Annotated in this window: 19 protein-coding genes; 7 read left to right on the top strand and 12 right to left on the bottom strand. The window is 74.2% G+C overall.

The window, feature by feature from the left end:
- The first annotated feature begins 30 nt into the window (after positions 1-30).
- The gene (locus BL253_RS16665) at positions 31-3,657 is read left to right on the top strand and encodes an ATP-binding protein (RefSeq protein WP_081438378.1); all 3,627 of its coding nucleotides are present in this window, start codon (positions 31-33) and stop codon (positions 3,655-3,657) included.
- A 209-nt stretch (positions 3,658-3,866) separates the two neighbouring features.
- Here the strand turns inward: BL253_RS16665 and BL253_RS16660 are convergent, their stop codons facing one another.
- Positions 3,867-4,136 (bottom strand): hypothetical protein, encoded by a 270-nt coding sequence (locus BL253_RS16660; RefSeq protein ID WP_076817959.1) that lies wholly within the window; start codon positions 4,134-4,136, stop codon positions 3,867-3,869.
- Positions 4,137-4,422: 286 nt separating this feature from the next.
- Between BL253_RS16660 and BL253_RS16655 the strand changes: the two genes are divergently transcribed.
- The 3 genes from BL253_RS16655 to BL253_RS16645 all read left to right on the top strand — a co-directional run bounded on the left by BL253_RS16655 (position 4,423) and on the right by BL253_RS16645 (position 8,445).
- Positions 4,423-5,166, top strand: a complete 744-nt coding sequence (locus BL253_RS16655) for a class I SAM-dependent DNA methyltransferase (RefSeq protein WP_076817957.1) — start codon at positions 4,423-4,425, stop codon at positions 5,164-5,166.
- A gap of 44 nt (positions 5,167-5,210) precedes the next feature.
- Complete coding sequence (locus BL253_RS16650) at positions 5,211-6,320, top strand: phosphotransferase (protein ID WP_076817956.1); 1,110 nt, start codon at positions 5,211-5,213, stop codon at positions 6,318-6,320.
- A 445-nt stretch (positions 6,321-6,765) separates the two neighbouring features.
- Positions 6,766-8,445, top strand: coding sequence for an FAD-binding dehydrogenase (locus BL253_RS16645; protein WP_076818100.1), 1,680 nt, complete (start codon positions 6,766-6,768; stop codon positions 8,443-8,445).
- A 51-nt stretch (positions 8,446-8,496) separates the two neighbouring features.
- Here the strand turns inward: BL253_RS16645 and BL253_RS16640 are convergent, their stop codons facing one another.
- Together BL253_RS16640 and BL253_RS16635 are read right to left on the bottom strand one after the other, a co-directional pair.
- Positions 8,497-9,996 carry a TIR domain-containing protein gene (locus BL253_RS16640; RefSeq protein ID WP_076817955.1) on the bottom strand — a complete coding sequence of 500 codons (1,500 nt, stop codon included), beginning with the start codon at positions 9,994-9,996 and terminating at the stop codon, positions 8,497-8,499.
- 200 nt (positions 9,997-10,196) lie between these two features.
- A complete protein-coding gene (locus BL253_RS16635) occupies positions 10,197-10,622 on the bottom strand; it encodes a cupin domain-containing protein (protein WP_076817953.1) in 426 nt (141 codons plus the stop codon).
- 471 nt (positions 10,623-11,093) lie between these two features.
- Here BL253_RS16635 and BL253_RS16630 point away from each other — a divergent pair, with 471 nt between their 5' ends.
- Both BL253_RS16630 and BL253_RS16625 read left to right on the top strand, forming a co-directional pair.
- Positions 11,094-11,459 carry a YciI family protein gene (locus BL253_RS16630; RefSeq protein ID WP_076817952.1) on the top strand — a complete coding sequence of 122 codons (366 nt, stop codon included), beginning with the start codon at positions 11,094-11,096 and terminating at the stop codon, positions 11,457-11,459.
- Between the two features lie 21 nt (positions 11,460-11,480).
- The gene (locus BL253_RS16625; protein ID WP_076817950.1) at positions 11,481-12,947 is read left to right on the top strand and encodes an RNA polymerase sigma factor; all 1,467 of its coding nucleotides are present in this window, start codon (positions 11,481-11,483) and stop codon (positions 12,945-12,947) included.
- Here the strand turns inward: BL253_RS16625 and BL253_RS16620 are convergent.
- Complete coding sequence (locus BL253_RS16620) at positions 12,898-15,009, bottom strand: hypothetical protein (RefSeq protein ID WP_076817949.1); 2,112 nt, start codon at positions 15,007-15,009, stop codon at positions 12,898-12,900. The two genes, BL253_RS16625 and BL253_RS16620, sit on opposite strands and share 50 nt — an antisense overlap.
- 474 nt (positions 15,010-15,483) lie before the next feature.
- Between BL253_RS16620 and BL253_RS16615 the strand changes: the two genes are divergently transcribed.
- The gene (locus tag BL253_RS16615; protein ID WP_076817947.1) at positions 15,484-16,383 is read left to right on the top strand and encodes a LysR family transcriptional regulator; all 900 of its coding nucleotides are present in this window, start codon (positions 15,484-15,486) and stop codon (positions 16,381-16,383) included.
- Between the two features lie 364 nt (positions 16,384-16,747).
- Here BL253_RS16615 and BL253_RS16610 read toward each other — a convergent pair whose 3' ends face one another.
- The 8 genes from BL253_RS16610 to BL253_RS16575 all read right to left on the bottom strand — a co-directional run bounded on the left by BL253_RS16610 (position 16,748) and on the right by BL253_RS16575 (position 25,731).
- Positions 16,748-18,847, bottom strand: coding sequence for a hybrid sensor histidine kinase/response regulator (locus BL253_RS16610; protein ID WP_076817945.1), 2,100 nt, complete (start codon positions 18,845-18,847; stop codon positions 16,748-16,750).
- 149 nt (positions 18,848-18,996) lie between these two features.
- Positions 18,997-20,832 carry a sensor histidine kinase gene (locus BL253_RS16605; protein WP_420801678.1) on the bottom strand — a complete coding sequence of 612 codons (1,836 nt, stop codon included), beginning with the start codon at positions 20,830-20,832 and terminating at the stop codon, positions 18,997-18,999.
- 128 nt (positions 20,833-20,960) lie between these two features.
- Positions 20,961-22,592, bottom strand: a complete 1,632-nt coding sequence (locus tag BL253_RS16600) for a bifunctional aminoglycoside phosphotransferase/ATP-binding protein (RefSeq protein WP_081438377.1) — start codon at positions 22,590-22,592, stop codon at positions 20,961-20,963.
- On the bottom strand, positions 22,579-22,746 hold the full coding sequence (locus tag BL253_RS42295) for a hypothetical protein (RefSeq protein WP_158230365.1): 168 nt from the start codon (positions 22,744-22,746) through the stop codon (positions 22,579-22,581). Before BL253_RS42295 ends, BL253_RS16600 begins: the two co-directional genes overlap by 14 nt.
- Positions 22,747-22,853: 107 nt before the next feature.
- A complete protein-coding gene (locus tag BL253_RS16590) occupies positions 22,854-23,501 on the bottom strand; it encodes a response regulator (RefSeq protein WP_076817937.1) in 648 nt (215 codons plus the stop codon).
- Positions 23,502-23,702: 201 nt separating this feature from the next.
- A complete protein-coding gene (locus tag BL253_RS16585; protein ID WP_241834861.1) occupies positions 23,703-23,918 on the bottom strand; it encodes a hypothetical protein in 216 nt (71 codons plus the stop codon).
- 443 nt (positions 23,919-24,361) lie between these two features.
- Positions 24,362-25,081: a TetR/AcrR family transcriptional regulator gene (locus BL253_RS16580; protein ID WP_076817936.1), complete on the bottom strand. Its 720-nt coding sequence runs from the start codon at positions 25,079-25,081 to the stop codon at positions 24,362-24,364.
- Between the two features lie 293 nt (positions 25,082-25,374).
- Positions 25,375-25,731, bottom strand: coding sequence for a VOC family protein (locus tag BL253_RS16575; protein WP_076817934.1), 357 nt, complete (start codon positions 25,729-25,731; stop codon positions 25,375-25,377).
- Between the last annotated feature and the right edge of the window lie 136 nt (positions 25,732-25,867).

Here is a 25,867-nt window from a genome sequence, read left to right as displayed (position 1 = left end):
CGAGCGCGTCTAGCGCCTCGCCCCGGCATCATGAGAGGCGTGCCGTTCTACCGCCTGTTCGGCCCGGTCGAGGTGGTCCGCGACGGGCGGCCGGTCGTGCTGGGCGGGCCCAAGCAGCGCGCCGTGCTCGCGGCGCTGCTGCTCGACGCCGGCCGGGTCGTCTCCGTCGACCGCCTGGCCGACGCCGTCTGGGGGGACGAGCACCCGCCGAGCATGCTGTCCAGCCTGCACGCCCACATCTCCAACCTGCGCCGGCTGCTGCGGGACGACGAGCGGGCGACGTCGCCGATCGTGCGCCGCAACCCCGGCTACGTCGCGGACGTCGCCGCCGCCGACCTCGACCTGCGGCTGTTCGAGTGGGAATGCGACCGGGCGCGCGCCGCCGCCGACGCCGCGGACTGGCCGGCGGCCGTCGAGGCCGCCGACCGCGGGGCGGCGCTGCGACGGGGACCGCTGCTCGCCGAGTTCGCCGACGAGCCGTGGGTACGGGCGGCGTCGGCGGCGTTCGACGAGCGGTGGGCGCAGTGCGAGCAACACGCGGTCACGGGCCTGCTCGGCACCGGCCGGGTCACCGCCGCCGTGTCGCGGTCACGTGAGCTGCTGCTCGCCACGCCGCTCGCCGAGCAGGCGTGCTGGCTGCGCATGGTCGCCCTGTACCGGGACGGCCGGGCCGCGGAGGCGCTCCAGACGTTCCGCGAGCAGGCCCGGCGGATGGACGAGGAGCTGGGCCTGGACGTCGGCCCGGCGCTGCGCGAGCTGCAGGGTGCGATCCTGCGCCAGGACGGCGGCCTCGACACATGGCCCGCCGCGCCGGTCCCGCCAGGGGCCGCCAGCGGTGGCGCCTTCACCAGTGGTACCAGCGCCACCGCTCCCGCTGCCACCACTTCCCCCGCCCTCGCTCCCCCCGCGGCCGCGGGCACGTCCACTGGCGCCAGCGCCAGGGTCTCCGCGGCCGCCACGGCCACCGCCACCGCTGGCACGGCTGGCACCGCCGGCACCGCCTTCAGCGGCGGCGAGACCGGCGGCGCCGCGGCCGACCGGGCGTGGCCGGCGCTGGCCGACGGTGACCTGGTCGGGCGGGGCCGGGAGGTGGCGGCGCTGGAGTCGGTGCTCGCCGAGGCGATCGTCGGCGCCGGCCGCTGGGCGGTCCTCACCGGCCCGGCCGGGATCGGCAAGAGCCGGCTCGCCGAGGAGGCCGCGGGCGGCTGGCAGCGGGCTGGCGGGGTCGTCTCGCGCGTCGGATGCCCTGACGACGTGGTGCCGCCGTGGTGGCCGTTGCGCCAGCTGCTGCGTGACCTCGGCGCCGAGCCGGACGATCTGCTGACCCCGCCGGCCGGCGTCGACGCGGACGCGGCCCGGTTCGTCGTCTACGACCGGGTCGCCGGCGCGCTGGCCGAGGCGGCCAGGGCCAAGCCCCTGTTGGTGGTGGCCGAGGACGTGCACTGGGCGGATCCGGCGTCGCTGCGGCTGCTCACCCATCTCGCGGGCGCGGCGGCGTTCCCCGGCCTCGCCGTCGTCGCCACCGCCCGCGACGTCTCCGGGAACCCTGAGCTCGACCGGCTGCTCGCCGCCGTGTCCCGCCGGCACGGCTCCCGGCGTCTCGCCGTCCCGCCGCTCACCGAGTCCGAGGTGACCGAGCTCGCCGGCCGGGTCAGCGGGCAGGCCATCGACACCGCCGAGGCGGCCGAACTCACCGAACGGACCGGTGGCAACCCGTTCTTCGTCTGCGAGTACGCCCGGCTGCCCGCCGAGGAGCGCGCCAGCGGCCAGGTGCCGGTGGCCGTGCGTTCCGTGCTCGGCCAGCGGCTCGCCGGGCTCGACCCGGCCGTGACGCAGGTACTGCGGGCCGCGGCGGTCATCGGCGACACGCTCGACATCGACCTGCTCGGACGGGTCACCCGGCTCGGCCGCGACGACCTCGCCGACCTGCTGGACGAGGCGGCGGACGAGCATGTCATCGTCCAGGCGGCCGGCACCGGGCGGTACATGTTCGCGCACGCTCTGCTGCGCGACGAGGTCGTGGCCGGCATCTCCGGCCTGCGCCGCCAGCGGCTGCACCTGCGGGTCGCCGAGGCGCTCGGGCCGGCCGGCGGCGGCGAGACGCTCCCCCGGCGGGCGGCACATCTCGTCGCGGCCTGGCCGCTCGCCGACGCCGCCGACGTGTTCGACGCCTGCCGGGCCGCGGCGCTCGACGCGGAACGCCGGTGGTATTCGGAGGCGGCTGCGCACTGGTGGGGGCAGGCGCTCGACGCGCTCGACCAGATCGCCAGTGGTCACGCCAGCGATCCCGCCGGCCATCCCAGCGGCGATCCCGGCGTCGACCGGGACGAGATCGTCGTCGCCCGGGTCGCGGCGCTCGCCCGGGCGGGCCGGGGGCAGACCCTGCTCGACGTGGTCGACGCGGGCCTGCTCGACGCGGTGCGCCGCGGCCGGCTGGACTCGGCGGGCAGGCTCGCCGCCGCGCTGCTGCGCACCAGCGGCTCGTGGCCGTGGCCCGCCTACGGCGACGACCCGGCACCGCTGCTGGCCCGCCTCGCCGGCCTGGAGACGCTGGTCACCGCCGACCCGGTCGCGCATGTCCGGGTGCTGGCCGCGCTCGCCGTCGGAAGCTGCTACGACCCGGACGGCTCGGTGCCCGACCTGCTCAGCCGCCGGGCGATCGATCTCGCCGAACAGACCGGCGACGGTGAGGCGCTGGCCGACGCCCTGCTCGCCCGGGCGCTGGCGTTCTCCGGGATCGCGGAGCGGGCCGCCGAGTCCCTCGACCTGCTCGACCGGCTCGCGGCCGTCCCGCACGCCAGTGCCCGGCTCGACGAGGTGATCTCACACGGTCTGCGCTATCTGGCGAGGACGGCGCTGGGCGACCCGGCCGCCGCCGACCACGTCCGGCTCGGCGCGCTCGGCAGCGACCTGCTGCGGCTGCCCGCGAGCCGGGTGCAGTTCCGCTGGGCGCAGGGCTCGGTCGCCCTGTGGCGGGACGACGACCTGACCGCCGCCGAGGCGGCGTACCGGCATGCCTCCGAGCTGCACCGCGAGACGGAGCTGTACCAGAGCGGCGCCTACCAGGCGGCCCTGCTGGCCCTACGCTGGGAACAGGGCCGGCCACACGAGCCGGACGAGACGTTGCCGGTCGACATGTCCGCCCCGTGGACCGCGGCCCTGGCCGCGATCACCCGCGGCGGCCCGGGCGTCGACGCGCTGATAGCCACCGAGATCGCCCGGTTCGAACCGGTCACCTGGACCACCCACGGCCGGCTGACGATGCTCGCGCACGCGGTCGCCGACCGCGGTCTGCGGGAGCATGTCGAGATCCTGACGGCCCGGCTGACTCCCGTCGCGCACTGCGTCGCCAACATCGGGCAGTGCGGCATGGTGGGCCCGGTCGCTCTCGGCCTCGGCCGGCTCGCCGCCCTGGCCGGCGACCTGCCGGCGGCGCGGGCCCACCTACGCACCGCCGCCGAGCTCGCCGCCCGTTCGCGCGGCGCCGGCGCGCTGCTGCGCTGCCGGCTGTTCGCCGCCCAGCTCGCGGCGCGCTCCGGTGAGCGCGTCGACGACGCGGAGTTGCGCGACGTGGCCGAGCGCGCGGCCAGGCGCGGCATGGCCGGCGTCGCCCGGGACGCACGGACGTTGCTCACCGAACTCGCCACCACACCCTGACCGCGCCACGCCCGTCGCCGGCGCACTGACCCCGCGCTTTGGCCACCCCGCACCGCACCGCGGGCCGCACCGCACCGCGGGCCGCACCGCACCGCGGGCCGCACCGCACCGCGGGCCGCACCGCACCGCGGGCCGCACCGCACCGCGGGCCGCACCGCACCGCGGGCCGCACCGCACCGCGGGCCGCACGCGCGTTGGCCGCGCGGCGGCTACGACGGCGGGTGCTCGAACTGGTGATGCGCGGACCGCTGCCGTTCGCCGCCCAGGCTCGCCATCTTGGCCTGCCGCTCCCTCGCCTTTCGCTGTGCCTTCGCCTTCGTCAGGGCGGGGTCGTACTTCGTGCCGGCCAGCGGGCTGTTCTCGCCGAGCTCGGCGGGGCCCATGGCCTTGATCAGCATGGCGCGGAAGAAGTTGATGTGCCGGTAGCCCTTGTCGCCGGTGTCGTCGGTGTCGCCCTTCGCCACGTCGCTCGTCGCCACGTCCCTCTCCTCACCTGGTCGCCGGCACCCGGCGTGCATGCCTGTCTCACGCAGATCGCCCGCGGACGGGTGCCGTAAACCTTGCGGGCCCGGTGCCTGCACGTGACACGACGGACACCGGCGAACACGCGGGCGATAGCGGTGATCTGCGCGTTGCTCCCCGCACCCGCGATGCAGGCGAGCCAAGGAGCGGCCCGAAACCACCGGCAGGCTGGCAAAAGGACCGGGCCCACGAAGTGCCCGAAATTCGTTAGCACGGTCAAAATCTCGCCTGTACGGTTCCTGGGTGGTGGACGAGGATGGCTACTTTCCGGAGGCGGTCGCGGCTAGGTACGACGCCACGGAATCGTCTCGATTCACGTCGGAGGACGTCGACCCGGCCGTCGATCTACTGGCCGAGCTCGCTGGCGATGGCCGTACGCTGGAGTTCGGCGTCGGCACCGGGCGAATCGCGCTACCTCTGGCCCGCCGGGGCGTACCGGTCCATGGCATCGATCTCTCCCGCGCGATGGTCGCCCAGATGCGCGCGAAACCAGGCGGAGACACGGTCGACGTGACGATCGGCGACTTCGCGACGACGACCGTCGATGGCCGGTTCACGGTCGCCTACCTGGTCTTCAACACGATCAAGAACGTGACCACGCAGGAGGGCCAGGTAGCGGTCTTCCGCAACGCCGCCGCGCACCTCGAGCCGGGTGGCTGCTTCGTCATCGAGGTCAACGTGCCGTCGCTGCGCCACCTGCCGCCCGGGCAGAACGTCCTGCCCTTCGCGGTGGGTGAGCATGGCTGGGCCTACGACGTGTTCGACGTCGCCACCCAGCGGATGAGCTCCAACTACGTCGAGATCGTCGACGGCCGCGGCACGTTCCGCTCGATCCCGTTCCGCTACGTCTGGCCCTCGGAGCTCGACCTGATGGCCATGCTCGCTGGCCTCCGCCTGCGCGACCGCTGGTCCACCTGGACCGGCGCCCCCTTCACCAGCGAAAGCGGTCAACACATCTCGGTCTGGCAGAAGCCGACCGCGCCATAGCTACGGTTGACCCGAGTAGATGAGTAAACGCATACTCCGAACTCATGCTGTCTGGGGAGATCGACGCGTCGGCAGTGCCCGCGCGGGTCACGCCGTTGCGGGTGCCCGCCGACTGGGCGGAGGTGTCACCGGCGTGGTTMACGGCGGCCCTCGCGGAGAGCTGCCCGGGCGCCGTGGTCGAGGACGTCGTCCTGGTGGCACGGGATGACGGCACCAACCGGCGGGCGCGGTTCGACCTCACCTACGCGGCGGGCTCCGGCCCGGACCGGGTCTTCCTGAAGGCCGAGGGCATCCACCGGGCGGTGCACGCCCGCAACGGCAACCTCTTCAACGAACCGGACCTGTTCGCCTCCGGCGTCCCGCTCCCCGTCGACCACCCGCGCTCCTACCGGGTGGTCATCGACCGCCCCGGGCTGGACTACGTCATCGTCATGGAGGACGTGACCAGGCGGGGCGGCGACCCTCGGGACTCCACCCGCCCGATGACGGTGGACCAGGTCGCGAACGGGCTGCGCGGCCTGGCCCGGCTGCACAGCCGGTACTGGGGGTTCTCCGCGGCCAGCGAGCCGGACCTCGCCTGGGTCCAGACCTGGGCCCCGACCGCGGGCTTCCAGGCCGGGCTGCGGACCTACACGCCGAGAGGGCTGGAACGCGGCGCCGACCGGCTCCCGGCCGCGGTGACGGCGTATGGCGGCGACGCCCACGTCGACATCTGGGCCCGCTACGTCGCCACGCTGGACCGCGAGCCGGTCACCCTGCTGCACGCCGACGCCCACATCGGCAACACGTACGTCCTGCCGGGCGACGACGTCGGCTTCCTTGACTGGCAGGTCGTGCGCCGCGGCGCGTGGCCGCAGGACGTCGGCTACTTCCTCGTCGGCGCGCTCACCGTCGAGGACCGCCGCGCCGCCGAGACGGACCTGATCAAGGAGTACCTCACGGCGCTCGACGTGCCGGACGCGACCCGCCCCGCCTTCGACGACGCCTGGCTCCAGTACCGGGCGTCCCCCGCCTATGGCCTGACGATCTGGCTGTCGACGCTGGGCACCGACGGCTACCAGACGCAGGAGATCTCCCTGGCGCTCGCCGAGCGCTACGCCGCCGCCTACGTCGACCTGGACACCGAACCGGCGCTCGCCGTCCTCGAACGCTGACGTCGGCACCGGCGACCGCCGACCGCCGGGAAGCACCCAGCAGGCGAAAGGGCCGACGTCAGGGCCGTTCATGGAGGGCAGCGACGAAACCGGAGTCCCCAAAGACGATGTCGAAGACGAGACGGCCGTCGTAGGTCCAGTCGGCCGGGGGCTGCCGGCGCCGTCGTCCATGATCTGGTGCGATTCTGGGAGCTCCAGGTCCGAGGATTCCACCAGATCATGACCGGCCGGCGTGTTCGGGCCGCGGGATTTCATCCACCGGGCCCGTCCCAGCCACAGACGCCCGGGCGCCCTCCCGGCACGGCCAGCGTCGCCAGTCCAATGCCGGGTAAGGCCCGGTTGACGGACCGATCGGCACGGACGGAAGGTAGCCGGGGCGAACGAGGCCGGTCGCGGGTTCACGGCGCGGCGAGCCAGAGACCGGGTGTGGACAGGGGTGGGTGTGGTGGACGGCCGAGGCGGCGACGAAGCGGATGTGATCGTCGTCGGGGCGGGGCTTGCCGGGCTGGTGGCGACGGCGGAGCTCGCGGACGCCGGCCGGCGGGTGATCCTCGTCGAGCAGGAGAACGAGGCGAACTTCGGCGGGCAGGCGTTCTGGTCGCTGGGCGGGCTGTTCTTCGTCAACTCCCCCGAGCAGCGTCGCATGGGTGTGCACGACTCGTTCGAGCTCGCCTGGCAGGACTGGCTCGGCACCGCCGGCTTCGACCGGGAGCGCGAGGACCACTGGCCCCGGCAGTGGGCGCGGGCCTACGTCGAGTGGGCCGCCGGCGAGAAGCGCGCCTGGCTGCACGCGATGGGCGTCCGCTGGTTCCCGATCGTCGGCTGGGCGGAACGCGGCGGCTATGGCGGCGACGGTCCCGGGAACTCGGTACCGCGCTTCCACCTGACCTGGGGTACCGGTCCTGGGGTCGTCGAGCCGTTCGCCCGCCGGGTGCGGGCCGCGGCCGACGCGGGGCTTGTGACGTTCCGCTTCCGCCACCAGGTCGACGAGCTGACCCTCACCTCCGGGCAGGTCGACGGCGTGCGCGGCACCGTCCTGGAGGYGAGCGACACCCCTCGCGGCGTCGCCTCCTCCCGCACAGGCGTCGGTGAGTTCGAGCTGCGCGCCCAGGCGGTGATCATCACCTCCGGCGGGATCGGCGGCAACCAGGAACTGGTGCGTGCCAACTGGCCGGAACGGCTGGGCGAGCCGCCAAAGCACATGATCACCGGGGTGCCGGCACACGTCGACGGCCGGATGCTCGCCATCAGCGAGGCGGCCGGCGCAAGCCTCATCAACCGCGACCGGATGTGGCACTACACCGAGGGCATCACGAACTGGGACCCGATCTGGCCGAATCACGGCATCCGGATCCTTCCCGGCCCGTCGTCGCTGTGGTTCGACGCGACCGGCACGCTGCTGCCACCGCCGCTGTTCCCCGGCTTCGACACACTCGGCACGCTCGCGCACATCCAGCGCACCGGCTTCGACCACACCTGGTTCATCCTCACCCAGAAGATCATCGAAAAGGAGTTCGCGCTCTCCGGCTCCGAGCAGAATCCCGATATCACCGGGAAGGACATTCGCCTGCTGCTGCGGCGCCGGTTCGGTGAGGGCGCCCCCGGCCCGATCGAGGCGTTCAAGAAGCACGGCGTCGACTTCGTCGTCCGCGACGACCTGCGCTCACTCGTCGACGGCATGAACGCGCTCACCCCGTCCCCGCTGCTGCGCTACGACGACATCGAGCGCCAGGTCCTCGCCCGCGACCGCGAGATGGCGAACCCGTACACCAAGGACCTGCAGATCGCCGCCCTGCGCGGCGCCCGCCGCTACCGCGGCGACAAGCTCATCCGCGTCGCCACGCCCCACCGGATCCTCGACCCGAAGGCCGGCCCGCTGATCGGCGTCAAGCTGCACCTGCTGACCCGCAAGACCCTCGGCGGCCTGGAGACCGACCTCTCCGGCCGGGTCATGCGCCCCGACGGCCGCGAGCCCCTGCCCGGCCTGTACGCCGCCGGCGAGGTCGCGGGCTTCGGCGGCGGCGGCGTACACGGCTACCGCGCCCTCGAGGGCACCTTCCTAGGCGGCTGCCTCTTCTCCGGCCGCGCGGCCGGCCGAGCCGCGGCGGCCGGCACCGCGACCTGACCCGTCGGTGGCGTCAGCCCGATCACGACGCGGGCATGGCTGTGGACTCGGTCAGCGGCCGGCCAGGCCCGGGAACGGAGGTTGGGCGTCCGGGCGGTAGCGACCGGCCACTGTCCGGTCGATCTGGCTGAGGAGTTCCTTCTCGGCGGCCTCCGGGTCATTCACCCGCAGACGAATCGGCTTGATGCCGAACAGCAGGCCGGCCGGCTCGTATTCGCCGAGAATGACCGGAACCACGGACCGGTGCTCGCCCCCCGGATCATCGACCCATTTGTTCATCCACACGGCCTGTGCTCGGGGCGCGGCCTCCAGATGCTCGGACACCACGATGATGGTTCGATGGGCGACATTCATCGCCGCCTCCAGCTGCCGGACGGCGTGATCGCCTGCCTGGACATCCCAGGTCTCGACATGCGCTCGATACTTGTCCCCCTTCTCCAGCACGAAGGCGATCCACTCGCACCAGTCCGCGTCCTCGGCGGCTGCAGCGATCAGGAAGTCCCACTTCACCGCGTCCCCCGGCAGTTCATCGTTGGCGGACTCGCCCTCGGCGGGTGTTCCGGCGGCCGTCGCGGGCCCCGCGGCGGCCGCGGGGGACGGGCTTTCCCGTACCCAGCCCGGTCGGCCCGGCAGCGTAAGCCATGCCTTGCCACTGAACTTCGGCACGTCGACGGCGACCTCGCGGTACTCCGCCGGGTCGACGCCGAGCAGCTCCAGGTCGACCACGTCGTCATAGAAAGCCGACGAGACAATCAGGGCCACGTCGGCCGGGTGATCGTCGAGCGCCTTTTTGATCGGCGGCGCGTCGACGAGGCGACAGGCGACGATGACCGCGTTTCCAGCCCACCCGGTACCGTCCTCGATCACGTCCCCGTGGTGCAGGGCGAGACGCAGCCGAATCCGGCCCAGGTCGTTGCGGGTCCGGTTGAAGCTGCGTAGCCCACGGCGTAGCTCGTCGACGAAACGGATACCGATGACCGCCTTCGGTACCTCGCTCGACGCCACCATGAGCAGCCCGTCGCCCTTGTCCTGGCTCCTGAGCGACTCCGGCGAGATTCCCGCGTCCGCCACCGCGTCCTCGATGATCTCACGCAGGCCGCGGCGGATCTCCAGGTGCACCATCGCGCCCCTGGGGCTGTACCCGACGGCGTCCAGCACGATGACCGTCGCGGGTTTCGGCAGCCCTCCTGCTCCGCTGCCGCTGGTCGCGCCCACCCTGTCCCGGCCACGGGCGGCATCCGTGGTCGAACCACCGGGACGCCTCCCGGGCGCGGCGCCGGCGGCCCGCAGGTCGTCCACTCGCCCGGGGAAGAGCCTGTTCGCCGGGAAGATYTCGGCGGCCCGCGCGAGGATCCTGAAACGCCCGCCGTCCACACCACCGGCGTCCAGTGCCTCGCTCACCGCCTGCCAGAACGTCAGCGAGTTCGCCGCGCCCGTCGGGATGAGAAACTCCGGCAGGCCCGCGTGCAGGAGCAGCTGTCCACCGGACAGGGAATCCCGAAACACCCTGGCGAGTTCCAGCACCTCGTCGTCTTGGAGCCGCTCCGTCATCGTTCCCCCCGATACGTTTCCGCGCCGACCGTCCAGCACCCGTGACCACGCGTCGGTAGCCGCCGTGTCGGAGCGCGCCAGACCGGGTCGCGAATGGCGCGATCGTACTCGCGGGAAACACGCAGAGCGCCCGTGAGGGCCGCGGTGGCGCAGCGTCGGCTATCGGACAGGCAGAGCAGGTGCCGGGACGACGTGCTCCGTCAGTCCAGAAGGTGGCCGATGGTGGCATCGACATGGCCAGGGATTTCCTCGTGCCGGTCGCCGACGGTGGACGTTCCCGTCGGTTCGAACATGAGGATCGAAGCGCCCTYCGGTGAGGAGGGCCGGTGCTCGACGCCGCGCGGGACGACGAAGACGGCGCCCTTCGACAGGACGACGGTGCGTTCTCCGGCCTCGAGGTCGGGCACTATGGCGTCGGGGCCGCGCAGGGCGATGCGCAGCTCGCCGTCGAGCACCAGGAAGAACTCGTCGGTGTCGTCGTGGGCGTGCCAGACATGCTCGCCGGCCACCTTCGCCACCCGCACGTCGTAGTCGTTGACCCGGGTCACGATGCGCGGGCTCCAGAGCTGCTCGAAACTCGCGAGTGCCACCGCGAGCTCCACGGGACGGTTGGGTTCGGTCCTCATCCGTTCATCATCGCGTCGCCGCCCGCGCCCGTCATCGGTCGTAGCCGTCGCAGTGGCCGCAGTGGCCGCTGCCGCTGCTGCCGCCGCTGCCGCAGCCGCTGCCGCTRCCGCCGTCGCTGCCGCTGCCGCCGTCGCGCCAGCGCCGGCCCCGCGGAGGTCCGCCCCGCGGAACGCGACCGATGATCGCCGGTCACGGGTTGTCGGCGTCGCGAATCCGGCTGTACCGCGACGCCGGCAACACGGTTGTGACGATCATGAATCGATCGACACCCCACCCGGAGCCGAAGTCCCCACTCGACGAGAGGGCCGACGTGACGCACGCCACATCGATAGGTGGGAGGTAGAGAATGAGAGGACGGCTCCGACCGGAGGGTGTCGGTGCCCGGAGGGGCGCCGGAATCCCCGGCCGCGGGACGCCAGAGCACTTCGCTCGCGTTCCTGGAGGCCCAGAGGTCAGCGGAGGAGCCGACGATGAAGTACCTGGTGACGATCTACGGGTCCAAGGAGACGTGGGAGTCGATCCCGGCCGAGGAGTGGCCCGCGGCGATCGCGGCGCAGGAGGCGTTCAACAGGAAGTACTTCGACTCCGGCGAGCTGGTCGGGGCCTACGGCTCGGGCACCGAGGCCGATGCGAAGGTCATCCGGGTGCGCGACGGGGTGCCGGCCGTGACCGATGGCCCGTACCTGGAGACGAAGGAGTTCATGGGCAGCTTCTACATCCTCGACGTCGCCGACGAGGCCCGGGCCGTCGAGATCGCCGCGGACCTGCCGTGGGCGTCGCACGAGGCGGTGGAGCTGGTCCCGCTCCCCCACGAGTCGCCGGCGCCCCAGCGCTGAGGGCACCGGGGCGGCGGCGCGGTGGCGGACGAGACGGGACCGGCGACCGGCCGGGACGGCCGCGCGGGCGACCGGGCGGCGGCTGACGGCATGGCGGGTGACCGGGCGGAGAGAGACCGCGCGGTGGGTGACCTGCTGCGCGGGCTCGCGCCGGCGGTGCTCGGCGGGCTGCTGCGCCGGTACCCGGGGCAGTTCGACCTGTGCGAGGACGCCGTCCAGGAGGCCCTGCTGTCGGCGGCGACAGGCTGGCCGCGCGACGGGGTTCCGGACAATCCGCGCGGCTGGCTCGCCGCCGTGGCCGCCCGGCGGATGATCGACACGATCAGGGCCGAGGCGGCCAGGCGGCGCCGCGAGGAGGGGCTCGCTGTCGCGACCCCGGCGAGCGAGCTGGTCGCCGGGGCCGCTGACGCCGAGCGCCCGGCCGACCAGGACGACTCGCTGCGGCTGCTGTTCCTGTGCTGCCACCCGGCGCTGTCCCCGCCCAGTCAGGTCGCGCTGACGCTGCGTGCCGTCGGTGGCCTGACGACGGCGCAGATCGCCGCGGCGTTCCTCGTCCCGGAGGCGACGATGGCGCAGCGGATCAGCCGGGCCAAGCAGGGCGTGCGCGCCGCCGGGGCCGAGTTCCGGATGCCGGCGGCGGGCGCCGAGTTCGGCGAGCGGCTGCGCGCCGTGATGCACGTGCTCTACCTGATCTTCAACGAGGGCTACACGGCCTCCGAGGGGGTCGATCTGACCAGGCCCGGCCTGTCGGACGAGGCGGTCCGGCTGGCCCGCTGGCTCGCCCGGCTGCTGCCCGACGGCGCGGCCGAGCACGCGGAGGTGCTGGGGCTGCTCGCGCTGATGCTGCTCACCGACGCCCGCCGCCCGGCCCGCGTCGGTGCCGACGGCCAGATGGTGCCGCTCGCCCGGCAGGACCGCTCGCGCTGGGACCGGGCGCTCATCGCCGAAGGCGTCGAGCTGCTCGAGCGGGCGCTGCCGGTGGGGCCCGTCGGCGCGTACCAGGTGCAGGCGGCGATCGCGGCCGTGCACGACGAGGCGCCGGACACCGACAGCACCGACTGGCCGCAGGTCCTCGGGCTCTACGACGTGCTGGAGCGGATCGCGCCGAACCCGATGGTGGCGCTGGCCAGGGCGGTGGCGCTCGCCCAGGTCGCCGGCCCGTCGACGGCGCTGGCGGCCGTCGACGCGCTCGCCGAGGCGGATCGGCGGATGTCGACGCATCACCGCCTGCTCGCCGTGCGCGCGCACCTGCACGAGATGGCCGGCGACCCGTCCGCCGCCGGGGCCGCGTTCCGCGCCGCCGCGCGCCGCACCGCCAGCGAGCCGGAACGCCGCTACCTGCTGGACAAGGCCGCGGACCAGGGCAGCGACGAGGCCAGCGCGACAGGCGAGGCCGGCAAGGCAGACGAGGCAGACGAGGCAGACGACGCCGGTCGGGTCACTCCCGCCGCAGTGTCACGGTCACGGCGTCCCCCGGGCGGATCGTGACCCGGGCGCGCGCGAGGTCGTCGCTGACCGAGCCGACCATCTCGATCCGGATCGCGCCCAGGCTGACCGGCTCGGCGCCGCCGCCCCCGTAGAACGACCGGTCGGGCAGCAACGCGCATCCCGAGGGGTCGGCGCCCGCCGGGAGCTGGGCGTCGAGCAGCAGACCGTAGACGTCGTGGGCGTAGGCCGGGCCCGAGTCGTCGAGCCAGGTCGCCGGCGTCCCCCGGTAGCGGACGGGGCACGTTCCCGACACCTCCATGGCGGTGAAGTGCTCCTGGCCGTCGACCATCCCGTCGTCGACGATCTGCAGGCCGAAGCCGGCGCGCGGCTGGTCGTCGACGCCGTGCCACTTCCCGACCCAGGGCCAGCGCGCCGCCCGAGCCGACGCCCGCGGGCTGTTCGCGGAAAGCAGGGGGGCGCCGTGGGTCGTCGTCGCGGGCCCGCTGTCCCGCGCGGGGCCGAGGTCGCTCTCGGGCAGCTCGCTGACGGTGCCCAGCGCGGCGAACACCACCAGCGCCGCGCCGAGCAGGCACAGCAGGGTGGTGCCCACCCGCACGGCCCACCGCCGCGGTGCCGTCCGTGCCGGTGCGCGCGAGCCCGCACCCGAACGCGCGCGCCGGCGGCCTTTCGGGGTCTCCCGCGTTGGCGGGTCCACCGAGGCCGGCCCGGGCGGCGCCGGTGGGCCCGGCGCCCGTGAGGTTCTCGGCGGGCCCGCGGCGGCGGCGCCGGCCGACACAGCGGCGCCAGCCGAGGCGGAGCCGCCGGCCGACACCGCGGTGCCAGCCGCCGCCGGGACGCCCGGCCGGGCGGGCGGCGCCGCCACGACGGACGTGCCTGGCGCCAGCGCCATCCACGACGCGGTCGGCAGCGCGGAAGGCGGTGTGACGGGTGCCGCGCGAGGGGGGCGCTGGCCGGTCTGCTCGTCCAGGACGCACCAGGGGCAGTACGGCAGGCCCGCCCGGAAGTGGTGCGTGGGGACGCGCGGGCAGCCGCGCAGGCCCGCGGCGAGAGCGACGAGCGCCTCGTGCCACCGGGTCGCGGTCGGCCTGGGCTGCTGGCTGCCCGCGCCGGGGCCGAACGCCTGGCCGAACATCGCCCGGGTGCCGGGCGGGAGGATGTCCGCCGGCGGCAGGTCCAGCGGCGGGCCGAGGTCGCGGTGACCGCCGAGGGCGTACAGGCCCGCGCGGGCGAGCTCCAGCTGGCCCGGCGGCACGCCGCCGCCGCGCCAGCGGCCCGTGTAGGGCCGGTGCCCGCCCATGAGCAGCGCGAAGAGGTGGACGGCGAGCGCGTAGTCGTCGGCGGCGGGCCCGCGCGGCCGGCCGCGCTCCGCGAGCAGCTCCGCGGGCGTGAAGTCGGGTCGGCCGACCGGGGACTGATGCACCCCCGCGTCCGTGGTCACCTGTGCCGCGTCGCAGTCGACGAAGGTGACCCGGCCGGTGGAGGTCACCTGGACGGCGCCATCGTGGAAGTCGCCGACGACGTAGCCGTGCTCGTGCAGCACGGCCGTCGCCGCGGCCAGCCGCGTGGCCGCCTCGAGGCGCACGCCCCAGTCGTCGAACCAGCCGGGCCGGGGCGACGCGTCCGGGTGGACGAGCGTGCCCAGCGGGACACCGTCGGCGGGGGTCGCCGTGCTGTAGGTGTAGCCCACGAGACCGCCGCTCCCGTCGACGACAAGCTCGCGCGGCCAGGCGAACGCGTCGAGCCCGCCGGCCGGGGGGCCGGCCGTCCCGGGCTTGGCGGCCGGCGGCACGGCTGTTGGAGGGGCGGCCGGCGGCGCGGCTGTTGGAGGCGCGGCGTCGGGCCGCTTACCCGCCGCGGGCTCGACGGCGCCCAGCCCGGTGACGGGTGGATGCTCGATCATCCAGGTCAGCTTGGCCCGCAGGTCGGGCGCCGAGCGGACCAGGTGCGCCGGCGTGAACACCTTGACGGCCATGCCGGGGACGCCGTCGCGAAGGTAGAGCCGGCCCTGGCCGGAGGCGCCGAGCGGGCGGCCGATGTGGATGCGCGACCCATCGAGGCCGAACAGATCGGCCAGATCCACCGAGTCCTGCTCGTCGCCCATGGATTCCTCTCAAGCGCGCTTCCTCAGGATCCCACAAACCGGTTCGAGGTGGGGATGCATGGGAGGAACCGGCCCAGTCCCGGTGGGCGGGGGCCGGCACGACCACCGGAACGACCCGGCACCCGGCACCCGGCGTCCCGGGCCAGAGCGCGCCCGCCTCGGCGTGTCACCGAGGTGGCCTGCGTCGTTGATCAAGCGGCGCGGCGCCCAGATCCTCGAAAAGGCGGTCTGTCTGAGCGGGGCACGCCGAACGACCCGGAGCGGAGGTGGCCGCGCCGCGCAACGCGGACCGGTACGGCGACGTCTCATCAGGCAGGCCACGACGTGGTGGCGTCCGTCGCGGTTGAGGACATGGTCGCCGTTGCGACCAGGCCCCAGCCAGCGCGCGACCCATCATGATCGTAGATCGATCCCCGCCGCTTAGGCATGAACAGCGATGGCCGGCGGGGATCTGGAGCAGAACCGGGACGGGACGTGGAACCTCGCAGGCTGGAGCACTTCCTGGCAGTCGCCGAGGAGGGCGGTTTCACCAGGGCCGCCACGCGGCTGCACATGGTGCAGTCCGGCGTGTCGGCGTCGATCCGGTCGCTGGAGCGGGAGCTCGGTGTCGATCTGTTCGAGCGCACGACGCAGCACGTCGAGCTCACGGAGGCGGGGCGGGCGCTGATCCCCGAGGCACGCCGGGTGCTCGGCGCCGTCCGCCAGGCGAAGCAGGTGGTCACCGAGGTGCGCGAGGGGGTGCGCGGCGCGTTCTCGTTCGGGATCCTCCACAGCCTCACCCCGCGCTCGGTGCTCGCGGCGCTCGCGGCCTTCCGCGCCGAGCACCCGTATGTCCAGGTGCAGCTGGCCGCTCCCGACCCCGCGGCCGCCACGTCACACGCCGCGAGGATCCGCGACGGCGAGCTGGACCTGGCGGTGCTGGTCATCACCGGCCCGGTGCGGGACCTGCGCCTGCACGCGCTGCACACCGAGACGGTCGCGCTCGCCTGCGCCCTCGACCACCCGCTCGCCGCCTCCGGGCGCGCCGCGGTCACCCTCGAGGAGGCCGCCGGTCTCGACCTCATCGAGTTCCCCGTCGGCTGGGGCGTGCGTGCCGCCGTGGACCGGGCCTTCGCCGCCGCCGGCCTCGCCGAGCGGTCGACCCGGGTGGAGCTCGGTGATCTCTCGACGGTCATCGACCTCGTCCGCTATCGGACCGGCTGCGCCTTCGTCCCCGCGTCGCTGGCCGAACGCACCCGGGACCTCCGCTTCCTCGCCATCGAGCCGCACCCGCCGCGCTATCAGGTCGTGCTCGCCACCCGTCCCGGCGGCCCCCCGTCCGCCACCGCCGCGCAGTTCCTCGACCGCTGCCTGCGCCTCGGCCGCGCCGCCTAGCCGGCCGGGGCACGGCCACGCGAGCGGGGTCGGCCCGTGAGTGGGCCGGCCCTGCGCGCGGGACGCCGCGCCAGGTACGCCGGCGCCGGGCCGTTCCCGTCCCATGCCGTTCCCTGCCACCCAGGGGTATGGGAAGCCGGCGCCGGCGTCCCATACCACCCGCCCCCGCGGTCCCCCGTGTTCCCCCGTGCTGCCCATGATTCCAGCTCGGCCCGCCTCGTCGAGAGCCTGCCGGTATCTGTCCGGGAGCTGTCCGTCGCGCCGTCCTGAACCGCCCGAGCGGACACATCCTGGCCGTCGCGTCCCTGGCCGTCGCCCCYTGGCCACGCCTCGTCGTCCAGGACCACCGTCCGCGGCTTCCCGATCATGATCCTCCCGCCGACAGGCCGGTGGGCGCGGGGCGCAGGTCAGGGACGCGGCGGGTGACCCTGGCKGCGGCGAGCAGCTCGCCGACCTTCTCGGTGAGCACCGCCGGCGAGCACGGCTTCTCCACGTACGCGACGCCGTGCGCCGTGACCGGGGCCGAGTTGATCATGCCGCGATGGTAGGCGGACACGTACAGCACCGGCAGGCCGGGACGGGACGCGCGCAGCCGGTCGGCGAGCTGGCCGCCGTTCATCCTCGGCATCGCCATGTCCGTGACCAGGATGTCGAGCGCGGACGCGGCCTTGGCCAGCTCGAGCGCGTCCGGGCCGTCGGCGGCGGTCAGCACGTCGTAACCCGCCATGAGCAGGATCCGCTCGGACAGCCGGCGCACCTCGCCGTCGTCCTCGACCAGCAGTACCGTCCCGCGCCCGCCGGAGATCGGGACGCTGTCACGCCGGGGGACGGCCGAGCCCGGTGCCGACGACGTGGCCGGCAGGTAGACCCGCACGTCCGTGCCGATGCCGCGGGCCGAGTCGACGAGCACCTGCCCGCCGGCCTGGCGGACGATGCCGTAGACGGTCGAGAGGCCGAGCCCGGTGCCCTGGCCGGGTTCCTTCGTCGTGAAGAACGGCTCGAAGATGACGCCGCGGATGTCCTCCGGGATGCCGACTCCGGTGTCGGAGACGGTGAGCAGTACATGCTCGACCAGGCCACCCGCCGCTCCGTTGACCCCGATGCCGACGCCGGCGCCGGCCGTCGCGGGCGTGGCCGGGGCGAGCAGGACGCGCGCCGTGCTGATCGTGAGCTGCCCGCCGTCGGGCATGGCGTCCCGGCTGTTCACGGCCAGGTTGATGAGCACCTGCTCCAGCTGGCCGCGGTCGGCCCAGACGATCGCGTTCCGGGCCTCGGCCCGCACGACGATCTGGATGTCCTCGCGGATCAGCCGGCGCAGCATGTCCTCGATGCCGATGACAAGCTCGTTGACGTCGACCGCCTGCGGCTGGATCGGCTGGGTGCGGGAGAACGCGAGCAGCTGGCGGGTGAGCGCCGAGGCACGCGCGGCCGCGTCCCTGATCGCGATGACGTCTCGGCGGACCGGTCCCTCGACCTCGCCGAGCAGGAGCGCGGCGTAGCCGTCGATGACGGTGAGCAGGTTGTTGAAGTCGTGGGCCACGCCGCCCGCGAGCTGGCCGACGGCGTCCAGCCGCTGGGACTGGCGAAGTTTCGCTTCCACGTTGCGCCGTTCGGTCACGTCGGCGACCATCGCGAGCGCCCCGCCGAAGCTGTCCGCGGGGATCCGGGTGGGCATCCCACCCGCCGCGCTCGGCGCGCTCCCCGCTRGCGCGGCCGCGCGCGACGTACCGGCGGGCATCGCGTCGGTGTCGGCACGGGCGGTCAGCGCGATCTGCGCGTGCACCGTGTTCCCGATGCCGTCGCCGTGCGTGCAGCCGGCGCAGGCGAGCTCGACCTCGATCCGCTGGGTGCCGCGCTCGCGGACCGCCACGAGCGCCGCGATCAGCGGCTCCCGGTACCGCGGCAGCACCAGGTCGGTGAACGTCAGGCCGTGCACCTCGCGCGGGGTGCGAGCGACGAGGGCGGCGAACTGGGCGTTGGCATAGTCGATGGCGCCGGTGGCGTCGATGAGGACGACGCCTTCGCTGGTCGTCTCCACAATTCCGCGGTATCGCTGCTCGGACAGCCGCAGCTTGCGTTCCGCGGTCTGGCGCAGCCGCAGATCCTCGAACACGGCCGCGCCGCGGACAAGCGCCGGGAAACGGCCGCGCAGCGACCAGTACCAGATACCGACGAAGGCCGTCGCCACATCCCAGACGGCGCTGGCGAGCCCGAGGCCGTTCAGCTCGCCACCGTGCTCATGGAACGGCTGGGTGGTCGACGGATTCGCGGCCGCGCTGAAGTACAGCACGGCGTGCAGGCCATGCCCCACCGCGCAGGTAAAGAAGATCGCGGCAGTTGCGGTACCCAGCTTGTTGTTGCGCCACTGCCCTGATTTCCAGAGGCCACGTGCGATCGTCAGTGAGATCGCCAAGTAGGTCAACAAGATGACGGTGTTCGCGAACGCCGCGACCTGACCGGTCATAGCGAATACTCCGTCGACATGACGACTATCCTGCCCCTAGTGACGCCCTTCCGGGAAGAACACATTATTCGAAGGCTGTCGGTATCACCCGGGAACGCCGACTCCGACACGCCGACATCGCGATCATCCCACGGACAGGGCCGCCGGCGTCAGGCCTGGCCGGGGACGGGCGCCGGCGGGGCACAGGGCGCCGTCCACACGACGCGGGTCCCGACGCCGTCGGGGCCGGGGCCGATCTCAAAGGTGCCACACAGCTCCTCGGCGCGGCTGCGCATGTTCGCGAGCCCGCTACGCCGGCTCGGCTCGCCGGTMCCGAGTCCGATGCCGTCGTCGACGATCTCGGCACTGACCCGGCCGTCCGCGACGGTCACCGTCACCGACGCTCCCCGGCAGCGGGCATGCCGGGCCGCGTTCGACAGGCTCTCCCGCACCACGGCGAACAGGTGGTCCGCGACGGCCGGGGTGACCGCGCTGTCCAACGGGCCGTCCACGAGCAGGCGCGGCTCGAAGCCGAAGGCCCTGGTCGTCTCGTCGACGATGCCGCGCAGCGCCATCCGCAGGCCGGCACCGCCGGCCGCCGACCGGCCGCGCAGCTCGAACACCGACTGGCGGATCTCGCGGAGCGTCGAGTCCAGGTCGTCGACGTAGGTCGCCAGCCGCTTCGCCCGGTTCGGGTGGTCCTCCGCCTCGGCCAGCCCCTGCAGGCCGAGCGCGACGGCGAACAGCCGCTGCATGACATGGTCGTGCAGGTCACGGGCGATGCGGTCGCGGTCCTCGAGCACCGTCAGCCGGTTCTGCGCGGCGCGCGACTCGGCGAGCTGCAGGGCGATCGCGACATGCCCGGCGAACGCCGCCGCCATCTCCAGGTCCGCGTCGGTGAACGGCTCCGCGCCGCGGCGGCGCCCGAGGATGACCGCGCCCGCGCTGGTCCGCGAGGTGATCAGCGGCACGACCATCACCGGGCCGAGGTCGGCCGCACCGGCGAGCAGCTCGGCGATCTCGGCCGGCGCCTCGCCGGCGAACAGCGGCGCGTGCTCGTGGATCGCCCGGCCGGCCAGCGACTCGTCGACGGCGAGCAGCCCGCCCGCCAGCCGCTCCGCTCCGTCACCGGCGGTGATGTCGAGGCGCAGGTGCTCCGCGTCGTGCGCGCCGAGCGCGAGCGCGGCCGTGTCCGCGCGGGCGACCTCGCGGGCGCGCCGCACGATCAGCTCCAACGGCCGGTCACCGTCGCCGAGCAGGTGACGGGTGATGTCGGCGGACGCCTGCAGCCACTGCTCGCGGTGCCTCGCCTGGCCGAACAGGCGGGCGTTGTCGATCGCGACCGCGGCGCTGGCGGCGAGCGCCAGCACCAGCTCCTCGTCCTCCGCGGTGAACACCCGGCCGCCACGCTTCTCGGTCAGGTAGAGGTTGCCGAACACCTCCCCACGCACCCGGATGGGCACGCCGAGGAAGGTGCGCATCGTCGGGTGGCCGCGCGGGAAGCCGACCGCGCCGGGATGCCCCGCGAGGTCCTCCAGGCGCACCGGCCGCGGGTCGTGGATGAGGGCGCCGAGCACGCCCTCGCCGCGCGGCAGGTGCCCGATCTCGGCCACCAGCCGTGGGTCGATGCCGACGTGGATGAACTGCTCCAGCACCTCGGCGCCCTTGGCGGTCACCCCGAGGGCGCCGTACCGGGCGTCGACCAGCTCGCAGGCGGCCTCGACGATCCGGCGCAGCACCACGTCGAGGCTGAGGTCCGAGGCGACGGTCCTGGTCGCGCGCAACAGCCCGCGCAGCCGGCCCTGCGTCGCCATGACGTCCTGCGCCCGGTCGACGAGCTGCAGGAGCAGCTCGTCGAGCTCGAGCCGGGCGACGCTCGGGAACTCGAGCTCCTCGCCCGGCCGCTCGTCGCCCGGCCGCTCGTCGGGCCGAGACCCGGCACGCTGCGCCGGCGCCGCGTCGCCAGGCGCGGACGGCGTGGGCCGGGCGGTCGGTTCGGGTCCCATGTCCCCGACACCGTAGCCGATGCCCTCCCCCTGAAGGTGGGGGTCAGTCCGCTCCGCGCGCATCACTTTCCCGGCGGCCGTCTGGGCAGGTCAGACCACATGGGGGCACAGGGGAAAGGGCGACGGGGCTAGCGCAGGCGGCGGCGGGCCGCCGCGGCGGACTCGGCGACCGGCGCCGCCGTGTGGATGACCGTCGCCGCCGGCCACGGGTCGGCCCGGGCCGACATCGCCGCGTGCACCGCCGCCGTCGCGTCGGACGCGTCCTGTCCCTCCGTCGCCCTGCGGGCGATCCGGGCGGCCGCCACCTCGGGCGCGGTGACACAGCGCAGCTCGACGAGGTCCGCCGCGGCGGTGCCGGCGAGCCGCGCCGCGGCGGCTCTGGCCGTGGCGGACGACCAGGAGGCGTCCAGCAGCACGTTCTCCCCGTGCGCGAGCGCGTGCCCGGCGCGGCGAAGCAGCTCGGCGTAGACGGTCTCGGTCGCCGCCGGCGCGTAGATCCCGGCGTCCAGGCCGGGGTTGAGCGCCGCCGGCGCGGGCGTGTCGGCCGGCAGGCCCGCGAGCTCCTTGCGCACCACGTCCGAGCGCAGCAGCACCCAGCCGTCGTCGGCCCCGGCCAGCTGGCTGGCCAACGTCGACTTGCCGGTGCCCGGCAGGCCCCCGACCAGCACCAGGCGCACCCGGCCGCGGCGCAGGTGGTCGAGCGCGAGCGCGGCCAGCCGCCGGGCGAGGTCGGCGGCGTCCGGGTCGCCCTGCCCGGACCGCAGGCAGGTCACCTTGGCCCGCACGAACGCCCGGTAGGCGACGTAGAGGTGCGCCAGCGACGGCGGGTGCGCCTCCCCGGCGAACTCCCGGTACCAGCCGAGAAACCGCTCGGCCTCCTCGCGCGCGCCGAGCCGCTCCAGGTCCATCGCGAGGAACGCGACGTCGCCGAGCACGTCGCCGACCCGCAGCCGCGGGTCGAACTCGATGCAGTCGAGGATGCGCGGGCCGTCCGGCAGGCAGAAGATGTCGTCGGCCTGCAGGTCGCCGTGCCCGTCGCGGATCCGGCCGCCGCGGATCCGCTCCGCCAGCAGCGGGCCGCGCCCGGCGAGGTACCGGGCCGAGAGCCGGTCGATCTCGGCGACGACCTGGCCGTCCAGGATCGCGTCACGGAACGGGGCGACCCCCTCGGCGCCCTCGCGCCACAGGCCCGTGAGCGTGTCGGGGCTCCCGGCCGCCTCGATCTCCGGCGACGTCTCACAGGCCGCGTGGAAGGCCGCGAGCCGGTGGGCGACGGCCCGCAGGTCCTCGTCGACCGGCTGGGCGCGGCGGACCAGCGTGGACAGCCGGCGCCGCTCGGGCAGCCGGCGCATGACCACCGCGTGGTCGACGAGCCGGCCCTCGGCGTCGCGCAGGTCGGCGACGCCGAGGTAGACGTCGGGCGCGAGGCGCCGGTTGAGTGCCACCTCGTCCTCGCAGGCGGCGAGCCGGTCCTCGCGGGTGCGGAAGTCGAGGAAACCGAGGTCTAGGGGCTTCTTGACCTTGTAGACGAGGTCCCCGGCGAAGGTCAGCGTCGCGCTGTGCGTCTCGACGGTCTCGCCTCGAGGAACGGCGTCCACGTCCCACCGGCCGCCGCGGGACCCCCTGGCCCGCTCGGGCCGCTCGGGCCGCTCGGGCCRCTCGGGCCGCTCGGGCCGCTCGGGCCGGCCGTCCCCTTGAGGCCCCTTGCCGTGAGCTGCCTGGGGCGCCTGGGGCGCGGTCACGGCGTCAGGCCCGGGCATCCTGCCTCCTCGGCGCGGTCTGGTCGCGGACCCGGCCGGCATCGCGGCCACCCAGGGTGCTGTCGGGACGCCGGGCGCGGCCAGCGGCGGGGACGATCGGATCGCCGTCTCGGCTGCCGGCGTCCGGCGTGCGCTGCTCGGGACGGTTGGACACCAGGGACTCCTGCCACACGCCCATCACCGTGAAACGGGCACTCCGGCGTCGCCCCGGCCGGTTTCACCCGGGCCGGGAGTGCGCGGGCCGCGAGGGAGGCCGCCCCGTCAGCCCCGGGGGCTGGCGTCGAGCCGCGCGGCGAACACGGCGGCCTGGGTGCGGCTGGTCAGCCCCAGTTTCAGCAGGATCGACGAGACGTAGTTCTTGACGGTCTTCTCCGACAGGTGGATCCGGCCCGCGATCTGCCGGTTCGTGAGGCCTTCGGCGACCAGCCGCAGGATCTCACGCTCGCGAACGCCCAGGGCGGCCAGCCGCGGGTCCTGCGCCGGTCCCTCCCGCAGGCGGGTCAGCACCCGCCGGGTGACCGCCGGGTCGAGCAGCGACCGGCCCGCGGCGATCGCGCGGATCCCGCCGACCAGGTCGGTCCCCTTGATCTGCTTGAGCAGATAGCCGGACGCACCCGCCATGATCGCGGAGAACAGGGCGTCGTCGTCGTCGTACGACGTGAGGATCAGGCAGCCGATCTCCGGATGCGCCGACCGGATCTCCCGGCAGACGTCGATACCGCTGCCATCCCCGAGACGGGCGTCGAGGACCGCGACGTTCGGCGACACGGCGGGGATCCGGCGTAACGCCTCGGTCGCGGTGGCCGCCTCGCCGACCACATGGAGGTCACCGGTGTCCTCGAGCATCTCCCGGATGCCGCGCCGGACGATCTCATGGTCATCCAGGAGGAACACCCGCACATCGCTCATGATCAAAACAATACGCGCGGACGCGGGCGCGCAGACGGCACGAGTGTCGGCCGGCTCTGGTAGGTATGGACCGCCGGTCCATGACTTTGGTCCCGGCCGGCGGTCAGATGCCGCGACCGGCCGGGCATCCGGCCGGTCGGGCTGGTGGGCTGGTGGGCGGCGACAAGGGCGACAGCCCTGGCCGGTTGACGCGGGAAGGTGTCAGGAGGTCACGGGCCGGGACGGCCAGCTGGCGGTCTCGGAGCTGGCCATCCAGGTGATGTCGTCGGCCCGGACACCGAGCCGGCTGGCGATCTCGGTCGCGTCCTTGCCCTCGCGCAGCGCCGCGCGCAGAGCATCCGCCCGCAGCTGGCGCAGCTGCGAGGGCCGTGGGTGGTTGCGCCAGATCAGGTCGTTCGCGTGGGCGGCCCGATCCACGGAATCCTCGATCGAAGCAATCTCTTCACAGGTCGGCACATGGCCATGGTGGACGTAACGGGCCCGGAGGACAACAGCGAGATGGCTGGCTCCGGGCCACATTGCCAACACATGTCAAACGCCAACGGACGATCCGAATACGGGTCGGGTACCGGCGATCGCCGATGGCGAGCAAGGAGGGCCCCCTCTGAGCCGGTCCGTGTCCGGTCGGCCGCGCTGACGAGTGCGCGGCCCTGGCCGACCGCGCGACGCTGTGATCAGGGCCACGCGATCGCGGGCGAGGCCGTGACCTGCGCGGGACCACCCGCGGCGTCAGCACCATCCCGTCCGCCCGCGCCGACGCGCCCGTGGGCGCCGCCCGCGGACCAGGGGCCAGCCGCGCGGGACCGCGAGACGCCGAGCGGCCGCGCCGGCGAGGGCCCATCCGCCCCGGGTATGCCCGTCTAGGACCTGACCACTTTGGTGCCAGGGGTGCCCGAGACTCCCTGGACATTCGGAACGTCCGGGGCCGGGCCGGCGAGGCCGTGACGCAGGAGGCTCGCGAGCTCCGCGTAGGCGTCGGCGTCGGACAGGCCCGTGGCCGCGGTGATGTCGCCGCGCTGGATCGCCGACATGACCGCCGTCGCCGCCTGACCGACGAAGGCCGCGTCGACCCCGCGGAACACCCCCGCCTCGACGCCCGCGGCGACCAGCTCGCGGATCCGGCGGGCGGCGATGCGGGTGTTGCGCTCGTACTCGGCGCGGGTCGCCGGGTTCGCGGCCAGGTCGCGGCGGAACGCCGGCGAGGCGGGCCGCAGCTCGCGGGCGACGCCGCCCAGGTAGGCGCCGACCGTCTCGGCGAGGCTCGCCGCGGCCGCCGTGGCGACGTCACGCTCGATCCGGTCGGCGGCGACCCGGAAGAAGTGCCGGGCGACGGCGACCGCGAGCTGTTCCTTGCTGTGCGCGAGCGCGTAGAGCGTGCTCTTCGAGCAGCGCAGCCGGGCGGCCAGGTCCGCCAACGTGAACTGGGCGAACCCCTCCGCCAGGAAGATCCTCAGAAGCGCGTCGAACAGGTCCGCCTGCCGCGACGTCCGTGCCGGGGCCGCGTCCGGCGCGGGCGGAGGCGCCGGGACCGGCATCGGCGCCGCCAGCTGGTCCACGCCGGGAGCTGGACGCGCGCTCACAGCCGACAGCCTGTCGCCGGGAGCCGCGCGGCCCCGCGGGCCGCCGGCCCGTCGGCGCGTCGTGACGACGGGTCACGATCCGCCAGAGCTTTCCCGGGTGGCCACATCCTGTCCACGTTACGGGGAGCGAGTCCCAGGCCCGTTCGATGGAGCACGCGCGGACCACGCCCAGAAGGCGCCGGCCTCCCGCTCCGGACGTCGGGCCTGCCCGAGGGCGGTCCGGACGCGGGCCAGGGGCCGGCCAAGGGCCGGGCTACGGGCGGACCGCGGAACGGAGTACGGCGTGGGTCACATCATGGCGTCGGCGCGTGGCGGCGCAGCTCCCAGTGATTGCCGGCGGGGTCGTCGCAGAACATCACCGTCAGGTCACCCTGACCGCCGGACCGGTAGGCGATGCCGGCGGCGTCCAGCCGGCGCTCGATGTCCTGGTCGACCTCGATGGCCGTGTGGGCCCGGGCCGCGGGCCTGTGGTCGGGATCGACGCTCAGATGGATCTGGCTGCCGTCGTCCGCCTCGTACCACCGGGCGATTCCGGTGAGGCTCGACGGCACGTCCAGTTTCCGGTAGCCGAGGATGTCGACGAGGAACGCGCCCTCGGCGTCGTCGAGGCCGGGTGGGACGCCCAGGTTGGCGTGATGGAACCGTGGCATGAGAAGGCAACCCCCAGACAGATGGAGTGGAGCACGAGGGTCGACGGCTGTTCGCCGGCGACAGGGTCGGTCAGGGGCGGGGTCGGTCAGGGGCGGGGTCGGTCAGGGGCGGGGTCGGTCAGGGGCGGGGTCGGTC

Source organism: Pseudofrankia asymbiotica (genome assembly GCF_001983105.1).
Lineage (GTDB): Bacteria > Actinomycetota > Actinomycetes > Frankiales > Frankiaceae > Pseudofrankia > Pseudofrankia asymbiotica.
The sequence above is the reverse complement of the archived record's forward strand: the minus strand, read 5'-3'. Positions and strand labels throughout refer to the sequence as shown.